At 60.3% G+C, this 17936-nt stretch carries 18 protein-coding genes and 1 pseudogene; 7 read left to right on the top strand and 12 right to left on the bottom strand.

Annotation, left to right across the window (positions count from 1 at the left end; all coding sequences use genetic code 11):
- Nucleotide 1 precedes the first annotated feature (1 nt).
- From ASG68_RS19810 to ASG68_RS19800, 3 genes are all read right to left on the bottom strand, one after another.
- Entirely contained in the window at nt 2–439 is a 438-nt protein-coding gene (locus tag ASG68_RS19810) for a type II toxin-antitoxin system VapC family toxin (protein WP_200943243.1), read from the bottom strand.
- Nucleotides 412–669 carry a type II toxin-antitoxin system Phd/YefM family antitoxin gene (locus ASG68_RS19805; RefSeq protein WP_062580202.1) on the bottom strand — a complete coding sequence of 86 codons (258 nt, stop codon included), beginning with the start codon at nt 667–669 and terminating at the stop codon, nt 412–414. The genes ASG68_RS19810 and ASG68_RS19805 overlap by 28 nt, the downstream gene beginning before the upstream one ends.
- 62 nt (nt 670–731) lie before the next feature.
- Nucleotides 732–1148, bottom strand: coding sequence for an Lrp/AsnC family transcriptional regulator (locus tag ASG68_RS19800; RefSeq protein ID WP_062580200.1), 417 nt, complete (start codon nt 1146–1148; stop codon nt 732–734).
- Nucleotides 1149–1306: 158 nt separating this feature from the next.
- Between ASG68_RS19800 and ASG68_RS19795 the strand changes: the two genes are divergently transcribed.
- Nucleotides 1307–2974: a M20/M25/M40 family metallo-hydrolase gene (locus ASG68_RS19795; protein WP_082478176.1), complete on the top strand. Its 1668-nt coding sequence runs from the start codon at nt 1307–1309 to the stop codon at nt 2972–2974.
- Here ASG68_RS19795 and ASG68_RS19790 read toward each other — a convergent pair.
- The 3 genes from ASG68_RS19790 to ASG68_RS19780 form a co-directional block, all read right to left on the bottom strand.
- The gene (locus ASG68_RS19790) at nt 2971–4194 is read right to left on the bottom strand and encodes a PLP-dependent aminotransferase family protein (protein ID WP_062580194.1); all 1224 of its coding nucleotides are present in this window, start codon (nt 4192–4194) and stop codon (nt 2971–2973) included. The genes ASG68_RS19795 and ASG68_RS19790 overlap by 4 nt on opposite strands.
- 568 nt (nt 4195–4762) lie before the next feature.
- Entirely contained in the window at nt 4763–5782 is a 1020-nt protein-coding gene (ilvC, locus tag ASG68_RS19785) for a ketol-acid reductoisomerase (RefSeq protein WP_062580192.1), read from the bottom strand.
- Between the two features lie 46 nt (nt 5783–5828).
- Nucleotides 5829–6491 carry a TetR/AcrR family transcriptional regulator C-terminal domain-containing protein gene (locus ASG68_RS19780; RefSeq protein ID WP_062580189.1) on the bottom strand — a complete coding sequence of 221 codons (663 nt, stop codon included), beginning with the start codon at nt 6489–6491 and terminating at the stop codon, nt 5829–5831.
- Nucleotides 6492–6754: 263 nt separating this feature from the next.
- On the opposite strand from ASG68_RS19780, the pseudogene ASG68_RS33075 reads away from it, so the two are divergent.
- A pseudogene (locus ASG68_RS33075) lies at nt 6755–7195 on the top strand (hypothetical protein); the annotation flags it as partial.
- Between the two features lie 313 nt (nt 7196–7508).
- Entirely contained in the window at nt 7509–7868 is a 360-nt protein-coding gene (locus ASG68_RS19770) for a DUF4087 domain-containing protein (protein WP_062580186.1), read from the top strand.
- Nucleotides 7869–7874: 6 nt separating this feature from the next.
- Here the strand turns inward: ASG68_RS19770 and ASG68_RS19765 are convergent, their stop codons facing one another.
- Nucleotides 7875–8780 (bottom strand): LysR family transcriptional regulator, encoded by a 906-nt coding sequence (locus ASG68_RS19765; protein WP_062580183.1) that lies wholly within the window; start codon nt 8778–8780, stop codon nt 7875–7877.
- Nucleotides 8781–8876: 96 nt separating this feature from the next.
- Between ASG68_RS19765 and ASG68_RS19760 the strand changes: the two genes are divergently transcribed.
- Entirely contained in the window at nt 8877–9935 is a 1059-nt protein-coding gene (locus ASG68_RS19760) for an SDR family oxidoreductase (protein ID WP_062580181.1), read from the top strand.
- Between the two features lie 44 nt (nt 9936–9979).
- Here the strand turns inward: ASG68_RS19760 and ASG68_RS19755 are convergent, their stop codons facing one another.
- Both ASG68_RS19755 and ASG68_RS19750 read right to left on the bottom strand, forming a co-directional pair.
- Nucleotides 9980–11275, bottom strand: coding sequence for an NAD(P)/FAD-dependent oxidoreductase (locus tag ASG68_RS19755; protein ID WP_062580179.1), 1296 nt, complete (start codon nt 11273–11275; stop codon nt 9980–9982).
- An 87-nt stretch (nt 11276–11362) separates the two neighbouring features.
- Nucleotides 11363–11827: an Lrp/AsnC family transcriptional regulator gene (locus ASG68_RS19750; RefSeq protein WP_062580177.1), complete on the bottom strand. Its 465-nt coding sequence runs from the start codon at nt 11825–11827 to the stop codon at nt 11363–11365.
- Nucleotides 11828–11996: 169 nt separating this feature from the next.
- On the opposite strand from ASG68_RS19750, the gene ASG68_RS19745 reads away from it, so the two are divergent.
- Both ASG68_RS19745 and ASG68_RS19740 read left to right on the top strand, forming a co-directional pair.
- A complete protein-coding gene (locus tag ASG68_RS19745; RefSeq protein WP_062580175.1) occupies nt 11997–12713 on the top strand; it encodes an aspartate/glutamate racemase family protein in 717 nt (238 codons plus the stop codon).
- 64 nt (nt 12714–12777) lie between these two features.
- A complete protein-coding gene (locus ASG68_RS19740; protein ID WP_062602549.1) occupies nt 12778–13737 on the top strand; it encodes a helix-turn-helix domain-containing GNAT family N-acetyltransferase in 960 nt (319 codons plus the stop codon).
- On the opposite strand, the gene ASG68_RS19735 is transcribed toward ASG68_RS19740, so the two are convergent.
- Both ASG68_RS19735 and ASG68_RS19730 read right to left on the bottom strand, forming a co-directional pair.
- Complete coding sequence (locus ASG68_RS19735) at nt 13725–14969, bottom strand: FAD-dependent oxidoreductase (RefSeq protein WP_062580171.1); 1245 nt, start codon at nt 14967–14969, stop codon at nt 13725–13727. The genes ASG68_RS19740 and ASG68_RS19735 overlap by 13 nt on opposite strands.
- A gap of 83 nt (nt 14970–15052) precedes the next feature.
- Nucleotides 15053–15457 (bottom strand): winged helix-turn-helix transcriptional regulator, encoded by a 405-nt coding sequence (locus ASG68_RS19730; protein WP_062580168.1) that lies wholly within the window; start codon nt 15455–15457, stop codon nt 15053–15055.
- Between the two features lie 158 nt (nt 15458–15615).
- Here ASG68_RS19730 and ASG68_RS19725 point away from each other — a divergent pair, with 158 nt between their 5' ends.
- Complete coding sequence (locus ASG68_RS19725) at nt 15616–16503, top strand: SDR family oxidoreductase (RefSeq protein ID WP_062580165.1); 888 nt, start codon at nt 15616–15618, stop codon at nt 16501–16503.
- A gap of 316 nt (nt 16504–16819) precedes the next feature.
- Here the strand turns inward: ASG68_RS19725 and ASG68_RS19720 are convergent, their stop codons facing one another.
- On the bottom strand, nt 16820–17572 hold the full coding sequence (locus ASG68_RS19720) for a pyridoxine 5'-phosphate synthase (RefSeq protein ID WP_062580163.1): 753 nt from the start codon (nt 17570–17572) through the stop codon (nt 16820–16822).
- Nucleotides 17573–17936 lie beyond the last annotated feature (364 nt).

Here is a 17936-nt window from a genome sequence, read left to right as displayed (position 1 = left end):
TTTATTGCGCTTCGAACGGGTTGAGCAATTGCACCGGGAAATGCTCGAAATCCCGCACATTGCGTGTGACTACGATCCGCCCATAAACAATCGCCGTCGCAGCGATCATCGCATCAGCGATGAGATGCTGTGGACGCCTGTGCATGAGCTTTGCCCATTCGATCATGCAAGGCCCATCCAACGGCAGGACGCTGGTGCTATGCATCATCTGCCGAAGCCACGCTTCGATGATCTGCGCCCTCTGGTCGTCCTGCTCCCGGGCCGCTTCTATCCCTTGCTGAATTTCGCCGATGGTGATCGCGGAAACAGCCAGCAGCTTTTCATCCGTCGCACCGACCCACGCCAGGACAGCACCATGCGGTTTCGGTCGCCGAAGTTCGGAAATGACATTGGTATCGAGGAGGTACATCCCTATTCCTCGAATGACGCCGACCGCCAAGTCCAGCTGGCACGCGACGGAATATCGAGCTCGAACCGGGGTTCGCCGGACAACAGGACCTCCTTCAGGCTTGGCGCCGCCCGCCTGTTGAGATCATTCCACTCGTTCAGCGGAACGAGCACGGCTTTCGCCTCGCCGCGTCGCGACACCACCTGTGGCCCTTCACTCAAACATGTATCGAGAAGTTCGCTGAAATGCGCTTTCGCATCCTGCACTGGCCATTCTCGCATCTGAACCCTCCTGCTGACTAGTCAGCAATCTAGTCATTTTCTCCGATGAGTGCAATGGATGGCTATATGGTCGTCAGCAACAGGCTGGTCTCGGATTTCGATACGCCATCCAGAGCCCGGATGTGACGGAGCACGCGGTCGAACTCTCCAAGGTTTTCCGTCTGGATTTCGGCAACGAGGTCCCAGGCGCCGTTGGTCGTGTGCAGCGCCCTGATCTCGGGAATGCCGCGCAAGGTCTTGATGACCGACACCGTCTTCTGGCCAGTGATCTCGATCAGCATCACCGCACGCACGGCATGCGGGTCCTCCGCTGCGGCAATGCGGACCGTGAAGCCGGCGATGACGCCGTCAGCGGTCAGCCGGTCGATGCGGTTTTGCACCGTGCCGCGCGATATTTTCAGCATTTCAGCAAGCTTTGAAACGGAGGCGCGCCCGTCCGTCCGCAGAATCGCCAGCAATCTACGGTCTGTGCTGTCCATCGCGACCTCCTCTGCAATACGTCAATATGAGTTATCATTTTGCGTTAATTATCAATCAAATTTCTATTATTTTGCCATTTCGCCCTATCGCACCACCGACTACAGTCTGGTGATCGCTCCCGCAAGCTCCTTGCCTTCCGCACATCAGGACCCATTCCATGCCATCCAGCCCAGCCGCCCATCGCAATTCCCTGTCACGTGCCGGCGAACTGTCGGTCGAGATGACCCGATGGCCGAGCGTCACGGAAAGCGACGACGAAGCGGCTTTTTCCGGGCGACTGATCGAGCTTCTTGAGCAAACGCCCTATTTCGCCGCTCACCCAGATCAACTGCTGGCGCTCGACAGCCATGGCTCACCGGCGCGGCAGAACGTGCTGGCGCTGGTGCGCGGAAAAGGCCGCCGCTGCCTGGTGCTGGCCGGTCATTTCGACACGGTCTCTATCACCAATTATGGTTCGCTGGCATCGTTTGCCTGTGATCCGGAGCCCCTGACTCGGGCGCTAATCGAAGAGTTGTCGGTGAAGAACCGCAGCCCGTCGGAGGACAAGGCGCTTTCCGATCTGATGAGCGGCGATTTCCTCGCCGGTCGTGGCCTGCTCGACATGAAAAGCGGTCTGGCAGCGGGGATCGCAGCGCTCGAGCGCTTTGCCGAATTGGATGAGCCGCCCGGCAACATCCTGTTCGTCGCCACGCCGGACGAGGAAAACCGGTCGCGCGGCATGCGCGCCCTGCGCGACGCCCTGCCATCCATCGCAAAACAATTCGATCTCGATATCATCGGCGGCATCAATCTCGATGCCAGCGGCGATGACGGAGACGGTGAGGAAGGCCGCGCTGTCTATTTGGGTTCCGTCGGGAAATTCTCGCCCTTCGCATTCATCGCCGGCCGCCCGACCCATGCCGGATACGCCTTCGACGGCATCAGCGCCCATCTGATCGGCGCCGAGATCATGCGGGCGATGGAAACGAACAGCGCACTTTGCGACGAGGCGCACGGCGAACTTTCACCCGCCCCCGTCTGCCTCGAAGCCAAGGACGTGCGCCACGGGTATGAGGTGACGACCCCGGCCCATGTCTGGATGTCGTTCAACTGGCTGACCCACCGTCGCACGCCCGAGGAGATGCTCGGCGCGTTTCGTTCGATCGTTGCGGATGCGATGAGGACGGCGCTCGATACCCAGAGTGAAAACGCCGGGGCATTTTTTGCGCGCCAAGGCGGCGGCGAAGTGCGTCGGCATGATGGGCAAGTCCTGCTTTACGCCGAACTCCGCGCCCTCGCCTTTGATCGCGGCGGACAGGCAGCGCTCGACCGGATCGAAGAGCTTGATCGGTCTCTGTCGGATGGTCAGGACCCGCTATCGATCACCCGCCAGATCGTTGCCGCGACTCTGGCCGAAGCCGGGCTCGAAGGCCCTCTGGTCGTCATCGGATTTTCCACCCTTCACTATCCGCGCGTCCATCTGGACAGCGCCGGCGAACGGGGTGCCGATTTCGAGCGCAACATGATGGCCGCCGCCGCGCTTTGCGCCAAGCGACACGGGACGAGTATTAGGCCCAAGCAATTCTTCGCCGGCATTTCCGACATGAGCTTCTTTGGCCACCGCCCATCGAGCGAACAGACGCAGTTATTGGCGCAAAACACGCCCTGCGCCGCCTTTGTCGATGACGCACCGGATGGGCTTTTGTCCTATCCGGTGGTCAATATCGGCCCATGGGGACGCGACTATCATCAGAAATGGGAGCGCGTTCACATGCTCTACGCGTTCGACGTACTCCCGGACCTGATCTTCGAGGCCGCTCTCGCCAGCCTCGCAGAGAAGGATTAAGCGGCCAAAGCCTGCTCCCCGATCAGGCTGCCAAGGCGGGAAATACCTTCGTCGATCATCGCCTCGTTGGCGCAGGAGAAGCTGACCCGGCAGGTGTTGGCGCCCGATCCATCGGCAAAGAAGGCCTTGCCGGGCACGAAGGCGACCTTGGCCGAAACCAGCGACTTGGCGAGCAGTTCCGCTCCGTCCATGCCCACGGGCAAGGTGAGCCAGACGAACATTCCGCCTTCCGGTACGGTCCAGCTAACGTCCTTAGGCATGTACTTCGCAAGGGCGGCCAGCATGGCATCGCGGCGTTTGCTGTAGACGGCGCGAATCTTCTCGACTTGGGCATCGAAACCGCGCTCGGCGACATGGCAGATCGCCATCTGGTTGATGGTCGAGGAATGCAGGTCGGCCGCCTGCTTCATCAGCACCAGCTTGCGGATGATCGGCATGGCCGCAACGACGAAACCGACGCGCAGGCCAGGTGCCAGCGTCTTTGAGAAGCTGCCGCAATAGATCGTGCGCGTCTCGTTGATCGAGCCCTTTCGGGCGATTTCCAACGCCAGGATCGGCGGCACGGCGTCGCCGTCATAGCGCAGCGACTGATAGGCCGCGTCCTCGATAAGGGCGATATCCAGTTCCTCGGCGAGATCGAGCGCCTTTTCGCGCGCCGCCAGATCCAGCGTTTCGCCGGTCGGATTGGCGAACTCGGCCGACATATAGGCAAACTTCACCCGGCCGCCAGCTTCCGCCGCGGCATCCCGATAGGCCTGCGGCGTGCGATTGCCCGTCACGGACAGCTGGTCATAGGTCGGCTCATAGGCATTGAACGCCTGCAGGGCGCCGAGATAAGTCGGCCAGGTCACCAAAGCGGTATCGTTCGGTGAAAGGAACAGCTTGCCGAGATAATCGAGTGCCTGCTGCGAACCCGATGTAATCAGGACATTTTCCGGCTCACAGGGAATGCCGATCGCAGCCATGCGGTTGGCCAGCCACTGGCGCAATGGCAGGTAACCTTCACTGACGGAATACTGCAGCGCGGCGCTCACCGTCGGGCCACCGAAAATGTCCGAATAGGCGTCTTTGAACGCTTCGTCAGGAAACAAGGCCGGATCCGGAATGCCGCCAGCGAAGGAGATGATGTCTGGACGGTCCAGCAGTTTCAACAGTTCGCGGATTTCCGAAGCGCGCATCCGCGAAGACCGCGTTGCGAAGATGTTTTCCCAATCGAGCATGAACGTTTCCTCAGATTATGCTTTTGCCGGAGCACATCATGGACTGCCGAATAAGTCAATAATGCTGACCTATATTTGGCGTGTCGAACACATTTTGTGATCGATCTTTGAAGGTCAGTAAACCGAGGAGAATGAAAGCCATCGCTTGCCGCGCGTTGTTTGACGCTGGTACCGGCGATCAACGCGTTGACCTTGGCAGCGAGCAGAGGACTGGACATTATTTATGCCGCGAGACAGCGGTGACTGTCCGACAGGTCGAGCGTCGGCCAAATAGCCGTCTTAGCGCTTGCCGTATCAGTAGAAAACGTCGTTACGCTTCATGATGCCCGAACATACTGAGTCCAACGAGGAGCACGATGGCACCGACGATGAAAGCATCGAACATGGCGAAATGATAGAAGAACGTTGTCATGGCAGTATCCTCCTGACCGAGAGAATACAACAAAAGACCGAAAGTTCCAAATATTGACGGAACTAGACTGATCAATGTGAAAAAGGCCGGAGATTTCTCCCCGACCTTTCCAGTATTGCGCAAGCGCAACACGCTAATTTTGCTTTGCAGCAAAGATTAGTTCTTGGCCTTGTCGACCAGCTTGTTCTTGCCGATCCAGGGCATCATGGCGCGCAGCTTGGCGCCGACTTCTTCGATCTGGTGGGCGTCGTTGTTGCGGCGGATACCCTTGAAGCGGGCGCCACCGGCCTTCCATTCCTGCATCCACTCGGAGGTGAACTTGCCGGTCTGGATGTCCGTCAGGACGCGCTTCATTTCAGCCTTGGTTTCAGCCGTGATGATGCGCGGACCCGAAACGTATTCGCCCCACTCTGCGGTGTTCGAGATCGAGTAGTTCATGTTGGCGATGCCGCCTTCATAGATCAGGTCGACGATCAGCTTCACTTCGTGCAAGCACTCGAAGTAGGCCATTTCCGGCGCGTAGCCGCCTTCGACCAGCGTTTCGAAACCGGCGCGGATCAGCTCGACGAGACCGCCGCACAGAACGACCTGTTCGCCGAAGAGGTCGGTTTCGCACTCTTCCTTGAAGTTGGTTTCGATGATACCCGAACGGCCGCCGCCGACGCCGCAAGCGTAGGAGAGAGCGAGGTCGAGCGCGTTGCCCGAAGCGTTCTTGTCAACGGCAACGAGGCAGGGAACGCCGCCGCCCTTCTGGTATTCGCCGCGAACCGTGTGGCCCGGGCCTTTCGGAGCGATCATGACGACGTCGAGCGTGTCCTTCGGCTCGATCAGGCCGAAATGGACGTTGAGGCCGTGTGCGAAGGCGATGGCAGCGCCGTCACGGATGTTCGGAGCAATCTCGTTCTTGTAGATGTCGGCCTGAAGTTCGTCCGGGGTTGCCATCATCAACAGGTCGCCCCACTTGGCGGCGTCAGCAACGGTCATGACCTTGAAGCCGTCAGCTTCGGCCTTCTTGACGGTCGGCGAACCGGCCTTGAGCGCGATGGCGACGTTGGTCGCGCCGGAATCCTTCAGGTTCAGCGCATGGGCGCGGCCCTGGGAGCCGTAGCCGACGATGACGACGTTCTTGGACTTGATGAGGTTGAGATCGGCATCACGATCGTAATAGACGCGCATTTGATTTCCTTCCCTTTTGCTTGTCTCTTCAAAACTTCCGGCCGCCTCAAGGCTTGGCCGAATTCTTTTCCCTGCCATAGAGGCGCAGGAAGGCGGACACCGCCCTCTCCGCCCTGCGGCCGAAATCCTTGGTTATCCGGGCACTGTCCTCGCCGAGCAGCATGCGCAGATGCAGATCGGAAACGACGAGCCCATAAAGCGTGTCATAGGCTTCGTCGCGATCGTCGAAGACCAGCAGACTGGCCTTCCGCCCGGCTTCCAGCAGCGCGCCCGCACGCTTGCCGATCTGTCGGCGCCCGCGCTCCTGCAGCATTGAGCCGAGTTTAGAACCATCGCGGCTCGCCTGCCCGATCGCCAGCCGATTCAGCGCCAGCGACACATCGCCCGACAGAACCTCCAGCAGATCGCGCGCAAACACGACCAGGTGGTCATGCAAGGTCGCTGCGGTCAGCGCCCTGGCATCGTCATCGAAGGTCCGGACCTTGCTCGCCTGAAACCCAATCATCGCCGACAGCAGGCCGTCGCGATCACCGAACCACTTGTACAGGCTTTCCTTCGAGCAATTGGCCGCCCGCGCGACACCCGCCGTCGTCAGTGCCTTTTCGCCGCCATCGACGAGCAGCCGCAACGCGCTGTCCAGAACGGCGTTCTGGCGCGGCGAATAATCCGGCTCATGTCGGTGGGCGGCAAGCTGCAACATCGTCTCCATTGACAGTACCGTACGGTACGGTTCGCAGCTTATGCCGCAAAGCCGCGGGCCGGTCAAGCCTGCCCTGACGGAGGAGAAAGGATATTTTTTCCTCAAACACCCGATGCGAATAAACGCCAACCGCAAGACGTCTCAAGACGGGAAAAAACCAGCGAAAACGCACACTCCCCCGAAAATGGGTTGGATCGGCGAGAGATGCTTGGTTTTGTTTTCGATAGGCTTCAATTACCGTCTACATCCTGCCCGCCGCGCTGGAGTTCCCGATGATCCAACACCGTCTGTCCGCCGCTTTTCTCCTCCTGCCGCTCATACTCGCCGGGCCGGCCGCAGCCCAATCCGATGATGCCGTCTACGACCGGGTCGAACAGTTGCACGGCAACGCCGATGCCTTCGACACGGCATGGGACAAACTCACGGAAGCAATGGGCGACGGCGATGCCGCCGGCGTCGCGGCACTCGGCGAATATCCGCTGCGGGTCAACGCCAATGGCGAAAGCTACGACATCCGCGACGCCAAGGACATGCGAAAACATTTCGATGCCCTGGTGCCGGAGACGATCCGCGATGCCGTGGCCAACCAGGAATACAGCAGCATCTTCGTCAACAGCGACGGTGTGATGCTCGCCGATGGTGCCGTCTGGATGGGCGCCGTCTGCGACAATGACGATTGCAGCAAGACGCACTGGGCGATCACGAGCATCAACGCAAACGAAACAGCCGCCGAACCGGCATCAGCACAACAGGATGCGCCACCCTATATCGGCAGTTGGGATTGCGGCGTGGGCGTCTTCACGTTCACGGAGACCACTTACGATTCCGGCAGTGAATCGCAGCCGATCCGTAAGATCGAGAAGGAAGACGGCAACTACATCCTGTCCTTCGACAACAATTACCAGATCGCCCTTTCCAGCGTGACGGCAACGTCGCTGCAATGGCTCTCGATGGAGAGCGGCGACATGTTCGACTGCAAGCGCGTCAATCCCTGATCTCCCATACGACCGCCCCGAGGACCACCCGATGAAACTCCGCTTCGCTGCTCTTCTTGCCGTCACCCTCGTCGCTACACCGGTGCTATCAGCCGATACCCGCTGCGGCTGGCTGCAAAACCCGACGCCTGGCAATTGGTGGCTGGACGATGCGGAGGGAACCTGGACGATCATGTCGCAGGGGGCCGGCGAAGGTCCTCCGGGCATGGACATGATACCGGATATTTCCGAGCGCGACTATGTCGCCACCAACGGCAATTACGGCTATGCCTGCGCCTGCATGAAGGTCGAGACCGACGATGCCGATGGCAGCATCACGCAAATCCTATCGTTCAAGCAACTGGCGCTGTCGAAATGCGAAAACGACGAAAATCTTTCCGATCCGCAATGATCGTGCTCAGCCGACACGGCAACGCGCGGCAAGGAAATCCAGAAAGACCCGCACGCGGGCAGGCATATGCCCGCCCTGCCCCAGAAAGATCGCGTGGACGTCCTCGCGGTCAGACGCGGTGAATCTTTCAAGCACCGGCACCAGCGCGCCACGAGCGAAATCGGCTTTCACCTGGAAATCCGCCAGCCGCGCCAGCCCCGCGCCGGCAAGTGCCAGTTCTCGCAGAGCCTCACCATCGCTCGCCTGGATACTGCCAGATGGCTTGACCGTCAGCTCAACGTCTTCAACGACGAATGGCCAGCCGCCTGATGCGCGAACATAGTTCGGCCCGAGTAAGTCATGGCCTGCAAGTTCGTCCGGGTGCCGTGGCACGCCTCGACGCCGCAGATATGCCGGCGCTGCGGCGATATGCAGTTTCACCGTACCGAGCTTGCGCGCCATCAGTCCCGAGCTCTTCAGCGGCCCGGCGCGCACCGCGACATCCGTGCGGTCATCGAGCAGATCGACGACATGGTCGGTCAAGGACAAGTCCAGCGAGACGCCGGGAAACGCGGCGATAAAATCTGGCAGGACGGGCAGCAAGATATGCCGTGCAAACGGGATATTGCAGCTGACGCGCACGCGTCCGGTCGGCGTGTCACCTGCGGTCGCAGCTCTCTCCGCTTCCTCCAGATCGGCCAGAACCCGAACGCCATGCTCGTAGTAGCGGCAGCCCTCCGGCGTTAACTGCAACTTGCGCGTCGAGCGATTGACCAGCCGCGCATTCAGACGGTGTTCCAGTCTCATCACAAGCTTGCTGACCGCGGAAGGCGTCATCGAGAAATCGCGGGCGGCGGCGGAGAATCCGCCGAGATCCACCACCCGCACGAACACTTCCATCTCGCCGGAGCGATTGACGTCCACACGCGCCATTGTGCCCTCAAATCACAAATACTGTGCCTTATGCCTGTCTAGTTCCCAAATGAACGCGCGTCCATATCTCCTCTATCGACACATCAGGAGACTGTGATGAACAATCCGCGCAAGACCGCCCTCATTGTCGGCGCCCAAGGCGTCATCGGTGGCAATCTCGCCCGCTATCTCGAAACGCTGGAAGACTGGTCGGTCATCGGCCTTTCCCGGCGTGGCGGTCCATCGACTGAGAAGATCCGGCATATCTCCGTCGACCTTCTCGATCCGCAGGATTGCGCGAGAAAACTGAGCAATCTTACTGATGTGACTCACATATTCTACGCCGCCTATCAGGATCGTCCAACCTGGGCGGAACTGGTTGCGCCCAATCTCGCCATGCTGGTCAACGTCGTGACCACGGTCGAAAACGTGGCAACGCACCTCGAGCATGTCAGCCTGATGCAGGGTTACAAGGTCTACGGCGCCCATCTCGGCCCGTTCAAGACACCAGCCCGCGAAGACGAAGACAATCACATGCCGCCGGAATTCAACATGGACCAGCAGGCATTCCTGCAGAAGCAGCAGCGCGGGAAATCATGGACCTGGTCGGCGCTTCGCCCCTCGGTCGTCATCGGCGTCGCCACCGGCAATCCGATGAACCTTGCCATGGTGATCGGGCTCTATGCCTCGATGTCCAAGGAACTCGGGCTTCCTCTGCGCTTTCCGGGCAGACCCGGCGCCTTTGATACACTATTGGAAATGACCGATGCCGGGCTTCTGGCACGGGCAACAGTATGGGCAGCCACCAAACCCCAATGCGCCAACCAGGCCTTCAACATCACCAATGGCGACCTGTTTCGCTGGAATGACATGTGGCCGAAGATTGCCCGCTTTTTCGACATGGAAATGGCAGCGCCCCTGCCGATGTCGCTCAACGTGATCATGGCTGACAAGGCTGAACTCTGGCGGGAGATGAAGGGAAAATATGGCCTCGCCGATCATCCTTACGAAGCAGTCTCTTCCTGGGGCTTCGGCGACGCCGTGTTCAGTTGGAATTACGATTTCTTCGCCGACGGCAGCAAGGCCCGCCGGCTGGGCTTCCATGACTATGTCCAGACCGACGAGATGTTCTTCTCCGTGTTCCGGGAGATGCGCGACAAACGCATCATTCCCTGACAATACCCCGCAGGTGTACGGAACTGAAAGCGCTTACACTGTGGCTACAGTTCCTTCGCCTGCCTGGGGATTTCGGCCCCCAACACTTCCTTCTGCGTGATCAGCCGCGCCGAATGCTGACCGGTCAGATAGATCCACAACCAGCTCCAGGCGACCGCGAACCGCGTCCGTGTTCCGATCAGGAAGTAGATGTGGGCGATACCCCAGATCCACCAGGCAAGCGCACCCGTCAGCTTGATCCGGCCGAAATCGATGATCGCCGATCGCTTGCCAATCGTCGCCAGGCTGCCTTGATGCCGATAGCGAAACGGCGGCGTCGGCGTGTTGCGGGCAAGCCTGTTTCGAAGGAGCCTTGCCACGTAGGCGCCCTGCTGTTTGGCGGCGGGCGCAATGCCGGGCACCGGCTTTCCATCGTCCTGCACAAGGGATGCCGTATCGCCGATGACGAAGACATCCGGCAGGCCGGGCGCGCTCAAATCCTTTTCGATGATCACGCGGCCCGCCTTGTCGGCCGGCACCCCCAGCCATTGGGCAGCAGGCGAGGCCTGCACGCCAGCAGCCCAGACGATGGTCCGGCTGGCAATGAATTTTTCGCCGATCATCACGCCTTCAGCGGTGCAGTCGGTCACCCGCTCGCCGGTGTGGATTTCGACCCCGAGCTTTTCCAGCGACGCCTGCGCATAGGCGGACAACTCTTCGGCGAAACTCGCCAGCACGCGCGGCCCCGCCTCGACGAGCATCACCCGCGCCTTCCGCGTATCGATATTGCGGAATTCCTTCGGCAGGGTGAAATGCGCAAGCTCGGTGATCACCCCTGCAATCTCGACGCCAGTCGGCCCGGCTCCAACAATGGTGAAGGTCAAAAGCGCATCCCGCGTAGCCGGGTCGGTTTCCAGTTCCGCCTGCTCGAAGGCGAGAAGCATGCGCCGGCGGATGGTCGTGGCATCCTCCAGCGTCTTCAGCCCCGGCGCGACCGGCGCCCATTCATCACGGCCGAAATAGGCATGCGTGGCCCCGGTTGCCAGGATCAGCGTGTCATAGGCAATCGTTTCGCCACTTTCGAGCGCGATGGTCTTTGACACCGTATCGACACCACTCACTTCGCCCAGAACCGTCGTCACCTCGCTGCGATCGCGAAAGACACGCCGGATCGGCCAGGCAATTTCCGAGGTCGCCAGAAGCGTCGTTGCGACCTGATAGAGCAGCGGCTGGAACAGATGATGGTTACGCCGGTCGATCAAGGTGATTTTGACGGGCAATCCCTTCAGATCCTTCACAAACTGAAGACCACCGAACCCGCCGCCGACAACGACGACATGATGAGCGTTTTCGAGCGCCATATCGCTTCTCCTGTTTCGGAGCGCAGCCTCTACCTTTCAACTCCAATGGACAACTGCGATCTCGGCATGGCTCGTGTGCATGCAAGCTTACGTCGCATATCCCACCGGCACCGCCGTGCCGCTCTTGAGGATTTCCATCGAGATCGAGGCAGAAACGTCGAAAAGTTCGACCTTGCGGACGATCTGCTTGTAGATCACGTCATACTGCTCGACGCGGGGCAGCACGACCTTGAGGATATAGTCGTAGTTGCCGGTCAGCCGATGCGCCTCGACGATTTCGGGGATGTCGCTGATCACCCGGCGGAACGTATCGATCCAGTCGTCGGCATGGTGCGCCGTCTTGATCAGGGCGAAAACCGTGGTCGGCACGCCCATCCGCTCGCGATCGAGCACGGCGATGCGGCGGGCAACATAGCCGGTTTCCTCCAGCCGCTGGATCCGGCGCGAACAGGCCGAGATCGACAGGCTGACCTTTTCGGCGAGATCGCTGACCGACAGGCTGGCGTCCTCCTGTAGCAACGACAGAATCTTGCGGTCTCTTTCGTCCAGCACGCCTGACCTCCGTGTGAGTCTTGACCGAGGCAATAAAAATTTTCGCCTCAATCTAATATCTTGCAAAAAATACGCGACCACGGGCAAAAAGTCACGAAACAAAGCGAACACTTTCGGTGGCATCCCGGCGACAATTCCCTCATCGAAAAATTGGAGTGGAGCCCAGACAATGCGCAAGATCGGCCTTATCGGCGGAATGAGTTTCGAAAGTTCGGCTGTCTATTACCGGATGATCAACGAAGCCGTGCGCTCGCGTCTCGGCGGCCTGCACTCCGCTGAAGTCATGCTGCATTCCGTCGACTTCCAAACGATCGTCGACATGCAGAAGGCCGGACGCTGGGACGATGCGGCGAAGCGCCTGTCCAAAGTCGCGCAAGGCCTTGAGGCCGCAGGTGCTTCTTGCGTGCTGATCTGCACCAACACCATGCACCTGATCGCCGACGAAGTTCAGGCCGCGATTTCGGTACCGCTGATCAACATCATCGACGAGACGGCGTCGAGCATGAAGGCAGCCGGTATCAAGCGGCCGCTGCTTCTGGCGACTCGCTACACGATGGAGCATGGCTTCTACGTCAACCGCATGGCCCCCGATGGCGTGGATGTCATGGTTCCGAATACCGAGGACCGGACGCTGGTCCACGACATCATCTTCAACGAACTCTGCGCCGGCGTCATCCTCGACAGCTCGCGTGCGGCGCTGTTGGGGGTCATCGAACGGGCGAAGGCTGAAGGCGCGGATGCGATCATTCTCGGCTGCACCGAAATCTGCCTGATCCTCGATCCCGCCAACCTGCCGCTGCCGGGCTTCGACTCGACCGCGATCCATGCCAATGCTGCCGTCGAATTCGCACTCGACATGACCCAGCAGGCATCGCGCGCCGCTTGATCACAAGCAAAATACTTGACTTAGTCAAATAAAATTGACAGCATGGCATTTCAAGGAGAATGCCATGCTGAACCCACTTGCCGTCGCGTCTGCGGATGACGAAATCGAAACGATCCGCGCCTTCAACCGCTTCTATACCAACCGGATCGGCGTGCTCGATCGCGCCTTCATGCACACGCCTTATACGCTGACCGAAGCGCGGGTAATCTATGAACTCGCCGCCCGGGGCACCAGTACCGCCACGCATCTGACGGACGAACTGTCGCTCGATCCCGCCTATCTCAGCCGCATGCTGAAAGCCTTCACGACGGCGGGGCTGGTTGACAGCATTCGCGACCCGGACGATGGCCGCGGGCGTCTTCTCAGCCTGACCGAGAACGGGCGCGCCGTTGCCGCCGACCTCGCCCACCGCTCCCGCGAACGCATCGCCACCATGCTGGCCCCTCTCGCAGAGGCGCAGCGGCATGACCTGACAGCGGCGATGCAGTCCATCCACGCCCTGCTGTCGGATGAAGCCAACTCCCCGATCGTCATTCGCCCCCACCGGATCGGCGACATGGGCATGATCATCGCCGCCCAGAGCAAGGCCTACGCCGAGGCCTACGGATGGAACGGTGAATACGAAGCTCTTGTCTCCGAGATCTGCGCCACCTTCCTGCGCAATTTCGATCCGGCACGCGAGCAGTGCTGGATCGCCGAACGCGATGGCCGACTGCTCGGCAGCATCTTCCTCGTCAAGGCGACGGAGGAGACCGCCAAGCTGCGCCTATTGCATGTCGACAATGCCGCGCGCGGTCAGGGCCTTGGCACACGGCTGGTCGATGAATGCATTTCCTTTGCCAGACGCGCCGGCTACCGGCGGCTGGAACTCTGGACCAACGACATCCTGGTCGCAGCCCGCCGCATCTATATCGCTGCCGGCTTCACGCTGGAAAAGGAGGAGCCGCATCATTCCTTCGGCAAGGATCTGGTCGGCCAGACATGGGTGCTGGATCTGACACTCCCGGGCGTTCAGGCGGTCTGAAGCTGATCCGGATGCCAGTCGCATTCCTGAAGACCCGTTCCCTTGAACGGATCGATCAAGGTGCCGGCGACGATCGATGCGAGCAGCCCCGGCATCGGCGGCACCTTGGCGATCGTTGATACCAGACGGTCCCGCACCCAGGCGATCGCACTGGAATCCGACTGGTAGAAGGGTGTGAACGCCAAAGACAGGAACTGGAACAGCCGCACATGGTTGCGCCGCACCTCGGCATAGGCTGAAAGCGCCGAGGGAAGATCGGGTGACGTCGCAAGAGCGTGGCTGAGTGCCGCGGCATCGAGCAGCGCCATGTTGGCGCCCTGCCCCAGTTGCGGACTGGTCGAATGGGCGCTGTCGCCGATGAAGACCAGACGGCCATCAAAAGGCGGCCGTGCTGTCCGGTGGGCATAGCGGGCCAGTGTCAGTTGATCCCAATCCTCGATCTGGTCGAGAAAAGGAACGCAATCCGGCCAGTAATTGCGAATGATAGATTTCCAGCGCTCGAGCCCGGCCGCCTTCACAGCCTCGACATCGGCAACCTTCATGCTCCAAAAGAATGCTACCCGATCCTGTGCATCCGGCCTTGCCCGCCCGGCCGGCAAAAGGCCGATCATCACCTTCGCTTTGTCATAACGCTGCGACAGGGCGCTTCGGTCATAAACCGCCCCCGCCCCATCCAGCGTCGCCCAGAAAGCGCCATAGATCAGGTCGCGGACATTGGGCGCGGCAGTGGATTTCGCCACCAGAGCGGATCGCGCGCCCGTCGCATCGATCACCAGATCGTAATCGCCGATTTCGGTGTCATCGGTATCCTTGAGGATCGCTCGCTCGCGCAGGATACCTGAACTGGCCAGCGTCACCCCGGTGCGGATCGGGATGGCGTCGGCGATGACGGCATCGTGCAGCGTATTAAAAAGGGCTGCCCGCTGGACCGCCAGACCATAACGCCCGCCGCTGCCAGAGTCATAGCGGACATCGAGAACCATCCGTCCGCTGACAGCATCGGCCCCGTGCAGTCGGTCGATACGGTTTCCTAGCCGATGGATAGTGTCGGAGAGGCCGAGCGCGGCAAGCACGGTCAGGCCCGTCGGCTGCATCAGCAGGCCGGAACCGACGGGTGCGGGCGTGTCGAAACGTTCAAGAATTTCAATCTGGTGACCGGCGCGCGACAGAAAGAGCGCGACCGCCAGTCCCGCTGGCCCGGCCCCCGCGACGCCGATCTTGAGCTGCTTCATGAACACCTGTCCGATTGATCCCCACTGGAATCAGTAGCAGCCGTCACCACATGGCGTCCAGCCGGACCGCCCCAGTCATATAGTCACGCTGCCTCGTCATAGGCCGCACGCGCAGCCTTGATCTGATCGTGATGGATGAGCGACCAGTCCACCAGTCCGCGAACGAGCACGAGAAAGGATTGCCCGAGCGGCGTGAGGCTGTATTCGACGCTCGGCGGCTGGGTCGGGAACACCTCGCGGGCGATATAGCCGTCACGCTGCAGGTCGCGCAGCGTCTGGGTAAGCATACGCTGGGAAATATCCGGGATGAAGCGCTTGAGCGCCGAAAATCGCATCGGTCCTTCGGCCAAGCCCAGGATAAGCAGCGTGTTCCACTTGCCGCCGATATTGTCGATGACGTCGCGCACCGGGCAATTCTCGCGCGAAAACACCATGCCCATCACGAGGATTGCCTGTTCGCCTTTGATCTTGCCGGTCATCTTGTTCATGGGCCTTGGTATCCTTCAGGTAACCACCGCATTAAAAACTGCCTCCTTTACATCCGCCAGGGGATGACGAAATAAGAGAAGCTCTCTTTTTGAGACCATATCTCAAGGCGGATGTTTCGGCAACAAACCGGGCGCCGTTCGCAACCAAAGGAACAGTCATGTCCGAAACTCTTCTCGTCACCGGCGCCACCGGCAAGCTCGGCAGCCTCGTGCTCGACGAATTGCTGGCCTCCGGCAAGGTCGCCCCGTCCGACATTATCGCCACCAGCCGTGACGCCTCGAAGCTGGCGGCCTACGTTGCCAAGGGCGTCCAGACCCGCTCGGCAAGCTTCGACGATGCCGCCTCGATTGAGGCTGCCTTCCATGGCGCCGACCGCATCCTGATCATTTCCACCGATGCGCTGGACGAGCCTGGCAAGCGCCTGCGCCAACACCTCACCGCAGTGGCTGCCGCCGAGAAAGCCGGCGCAAAGCACATCCTCTACACCTCGATGCCGAACCCGGAAACATCGGTCATTCCGTTTGCGCCGGATCATCTCGGCACCGAAAACGCCATCAAGGCAACCGGCATCCCCTACACCATCCTGCGTAACGGCTGGTACATGGAAAACCTGTTCATGGGCCTGCCGCACGCCCTGTCTGAAGGTCAATGGTACAGCGCATCGGGTCAGGGCAAGCTTGCCCATATTGCCCGCGCCGATATCGCCAAGGCCACGGCTGCCGCGCTCGCGTCCGGCTCCACCGACAGCAAGACCTACACGCTGACCGGCGAAACCAAGCACACCACGGACGAAGTTGCAGCACTAGCGTCGAAGGCCACCGGCAAGCCGCTTTCCGTCGTGCATGTCACGGATGAGCAACTGGCAGGCGGGCTACAGGCAGCCGGCCTGCCCAGCTTCCTGATCCCCGTGATCGTCTCGTTCGACACCAACACGCGTGAAGGCCATATCGATCTCGTCACCGGCGATGCAAAGGCCCTCTCCGGCGCGCCACTGACGACGCTCGACGACTTCCTGACGGCCAACAAGGCTGTTCTCGCCGGCTGAGGCGGAAAAGGGCTCGGCGAAAAAGGGGGGCTCACACCGCATCGTCCAAGGCATTGCGTGAGGACGTGGCCTCCTCACACTCCCTCATCCTCGCCCTCGTGGCGGGGATCCAGTCACGCGACGTCCGTCGCGTGAAAGAACAAGCTTCCGATAAGGATAGTCCCCTCACCGCGCCGACGCGCGGTGGCTGGATTCCCGTGACGAGCACGGGAATGACGGAGAACGGGGAACTGCCTCGTCAAACCATTCGCTTTGGAGCTTGCTCGCAAACCGATGTTCAGGTTCCCCCGGAGCCCTTCCGCTTAACGAACTGCTCTCAAACATCCTGGCCGCAGGCGCGGCAGAAGCGGCGGACGGTTTCCGCCATGCCGTATTCCAGCGCATCCGCCGTCAGGCCATGGCCGATCGAGACTTCGGCGAGATTGGAGATGCGGGCAGCGAGAGCCGGCAGGTTTGCAACCGTCAGATCGTGACCGGCATTCACCTCAAGACCGAGTTCGCCTGCAAGATCGGCCGTGCGCCCAAGCTCTTCCAGCAGCACAGCGCCGCGCGCGGGATCATCGTAGCACCCGCCATAGGGGCCGGTGTAAAGCTCGATCCGGTCAGCGCCGGTTTCCTTTGCAATCGTCAGAGCCTCATGATCCGGATCGCCATCGGCAAACAGCGAGACCCGAAAGCCCTTTTTCTTCAACCGACCAACGACATTGCCGAGCAGATTATGATTCTTGCGGAAATCCCAACCGTGATCGGATGTCGCCTGGGCTGGATCATCCGGCACCAGCGTCACCTGTTCCGGCTGGTGCTGTTCGACAAGGGCCAGGAATTCTTCGTTCGGAAAGCCTTCCATGTTGAACTCAGCCTCAGGATAGAGATCGTCGATCAGCGCGCGAATCGGGGCGAGGTCGGAAAAGCGGATATGCCGCTGGTCGGGACGCGGATGGACCGTCAGGCCGCTCGCACCCGCCTTCAGCGCGATTTCGCCCAGACCCGTCACCGACGGCCAGGGAAGATCACGCCGGTTTCTCAGCATGGCAATCGCATTCAGGTTTACCGATAGTTTCGCAGGCATTTCAGCACTTTCCACCAAGACGACCGTCATTTGGCGATCTTTCTAGCGGTTCCAGCAGCCCCTCGCAATCAATCGACCCCACGGAAATCGTCACCGGCACAATAATCCGGAAAAGACGTCCAACGGGCTTATTTCAGCCAAACCTCAAGTTTAAGGGTCAGCAGACCTGACAAAACCGCAAAAGTCAGCTTTAATGAATATTCAAGCAGGCACCATGTAATCCCACATGGTAAGCGATCCTGCCAGAACCCTGCGAAACAAAGCAAACCGGAACCAATGACCTCACGTTCTTGCCTCGTCCCGACCGAATCGACCGACACCGCAGCACGCGGTGGGACGGTGTCGATCTGTTCTTCGGAGAGGA

Origin of the sequence: Rhizobium sp. Leaf453, assembly GCF_001425605.1 — a bacterium.
In the GTDB taxonomy this organism is placed as follows: Bacteria; Pseudomonadota; Alphaproteobacteria; order Rhizobiales; family Rhizobiaceae; genus Pararhizobium.
This window is presented reverse-complemented; position numbering and strand designations above follow the sequence as displayed.

Coding starts and splice junctions, on each gene's coding strand:
- ASG68_RS19805 (WP_062580202.1), bottom strand. CDS start 669: ATGCGAGAATGGCCAGTGCAGGATGCGAAAGCGCATTTCAGCGAACTT.
- ASG68_RS19800 (WP_062580200.1), bottom strand. CDS start 1,148: ATGGACAGCACAGACCGTAGATTGCTGGCGATTCTGCGGACGGACGGG.
- ASG68_RS19795 (WP_082478176.1), top strand. CDS start 1,307: ATGCCATCCAGCCCAGCCGCCCATCGCAATTCCCTGTCACGTGCCGGC.
- ASG68_RS19790 (WP_062580194.1), bottom strand. CDS start 4,194: ATGCTCGATTGGGAAAACATCTTCGCAACGCGGTCTTCGCGGATGCGC.
- ilvC (WP_062580192.1), bottom strand. CDS start 5,782: ATGCGCGTCTATTACGATCGTGATGCCGATCTCAACCTCATCAAGTCC.
- ASG68_RS19780 (WP_062580189.1), bottom strand. CDS start 6,491: ATGGAGACGATGTTGCAGCTTGCCGCCCACCGACATGAGCCGGATTAT.
- ASG68_RS19770 (WP_062580186.1), top strand. CDS start 7,509: ATGAAACTCCGCTTCGCTGCTCTTCTTGCCGTCACCCTCGTCGCTACA.
- ASG68_RS19765 (WP_062580183.1), bottom strand. CDS start 8,780: ATGGCGCGTGTGGACGTCAATCGCTCCGGCGAGATGGAAGTGTTCGTG.
- ASG68_RS19760 (WP_062580181.1), top strand. CDS start 8,877: ATGAACAATCCGCGCAAGACCGCCCTCATTGTCGGCGCCCAAGGCGTC.
- ASG68_RS19755 (WP_062580179.1), bottom strand. CDS start 11,275: ATGGCGCTCGAAAACGCTCATCATGTCGTCGTTGTCGGCGGCGGGTTC.
- ASG68_RS19745 (WP_062580175.1), top strand. CDS start 11,997: ATGCGCAAGATCGGCCTTATCGGCGGAATGAGTTTCGAAAGTTCGGCT.
- ASG68_RS19740 (WP_062602549.1), top strand. CDS start 12,778: ATGCTGAACCCACTTGCCGTCGCGTCTGCGGATGACGAAATCGAAACG.
- ASG68_RS19735 (WP_062580171.1), bottom strand. CDS start 14,969: ATGAAGCAGCTCAAGATCGGCGTCGCGGGGGCCGGGCCAGCGGGACTG.
- ASG68_RS19730 (WP_062580168.1), bottom strand. CDS start 15,457: ATGAACAAGATGACCGGCAAGATCAAAGGCGAACAGGCAATCCTCGTG.
- ASG68_RS19725 (WP_062580165.1), top strand. CDS start 15,616: ATGTCCGAAACTCTTCTCGTCACCGGCGCCACCGGCAAGCTCGGCAGC.
- ASG68_RS19720 (WP_062580163.1), bottom strand. CDS start 17,572: ATGCCTGCGAAACTATCGGTAAACCTGAATGCGATTGCCATGCTGAGA.